1 protein-coding gene is annotated in these 1,316 nt (G+C 66.6%); it reads left to right on the forward strand.

Annotated features, from left to right (window positions below; genetic code table 11):
- Positions 1–67: 67 nt before the first annotated feature.
- Positions 68–1,284 (forward strand): IS3 family transposase gene (locus GA0115234_RS03105; protein ID WP_093539279.1). Its coding sequence is split into 2 segments (ribosomal slippage): positions 68–320 and positions 320–1,284, totalling 1,218 coding nucleotides; the frame shifts between segments, so codons are not numbered across the junction.
- Positions 1,285–1,316 lie beyond the last annotated feature (32 nt).

The following is a 1,316-nucleotide window of genomic DNA, read 5'->3' on the forward strand; positions in this document are numbered from 1 at the left end:
TTGAGGCGACCCCGGCGGTGTGGACACTCTGACAATGGATCTTGCAGATCCAAGGAAGGGTGTCCTGGTGGGACGGAAGTCTCCGTATCCGGCGGAGTTCAGGAATGATGCCGTCGCGCTGTACCGCGCGGCGGGTGGGAAGCGCACGTATGCGGCGGTGGCGGCGGATGTTGGGGTGACCGGCGAGACGCTGCGCAGTTGGGTGCGCCAGGCCGATGAGCAGGCGGGCCGCGGCAACCGCGATGAGCCGGTTGCCGAGGGCAGGGATGAGGAACTGGCCCGGCTGCGGGCGGAGAACGGCCGGCTACGCAGGGCGGAGAAGGAGTGGGAACTCGAGCGGGAGATCCTGCGGCGAGCGGCCCAGTATTTCGCGAAGGAGATGAGGGCATGACCCTCCGCTGGGGCTTCATCTCCGACAACCGGGCCGACTTCGGCGTGCAGCGGATATGCCGGGTGCTTCAGGTCTCGCGCTCGGGCTTCTACCGGTGGATCGCCGGCGCGAAGGCCCGCGAGGTGCGGCAGGCCGCCGACGAGGCTATGGCCGCGGAGATCCGCGAGATCCACACCGACCACAAGGGAACGTACGGAGTGCGGCGTGTCCATGCTGAGCTGCGGGGCTTGGGACACGCAGTGAACCGCAAGCGCGTCGAGCGGCTCATGCGCAAGCACGGCCTGGAGGGCCTCCATCTGCGGCGCCGTAAACGCACCACGGTCCCGGACCGCCTCGCACCGCCTGTCCCGGACCTCGTCCAACGTGACTTCTCCGCCGGGCAGCTGGACGAGAAGTGGTGCGGTGACATCACGTATGTGCAGGTCGGCGGGTCGTGGCTGTATCTCGCCTGCGTCCTGGACATCTGCTCACGCCGGGTGCTCGGCTACTCGATGGCCAACCATATGCGGGCCGGGCTGGTCATCGACGCCCTCAAGATGGCGGTGGCGGCCCGCGGCGGCCACGTGGACGGCGTGATCTTTCATGCGGACAGGGGCTCGCAGTACACCGCTGCCGCATTCGCGCAGGTCTGCGACGGTTTCGGTATCCGCAGGAGCATGGGCCGGGTCGGCTCGAGTTACGACAACGCCCTCACCGAGTCGTTCTGGCAGGGCCTCAAGAGGGAGACGATGCACCAGAGGCTGTTCTCGACAATGCGTCAAGCGAGGCTGGAGATCTTCCAGTGGCTGAGCTACTACAACGCCCGCAGACGCCACAGCGCCCTCAATTACCTCTCACCGGTGGAGTTCGAACAGCAGCATCTGCGAGCAGCTAATCTCTCAATCGCGGCATGAGCCCCTGTGTCCACACTCCGGGGGACGCCTCA

The organism is Streptomyces sp. DvalAA-43, from assembly GCF_900091725.1.
In the GTDB taxonomy this organism is placed as follows: domain Bacteria; phylum Actinomycetota; class Actinomycetes; order Streptomycetales; family Streptomycetaceae; genus Streptomyces; species Streptomyces pulveraceus.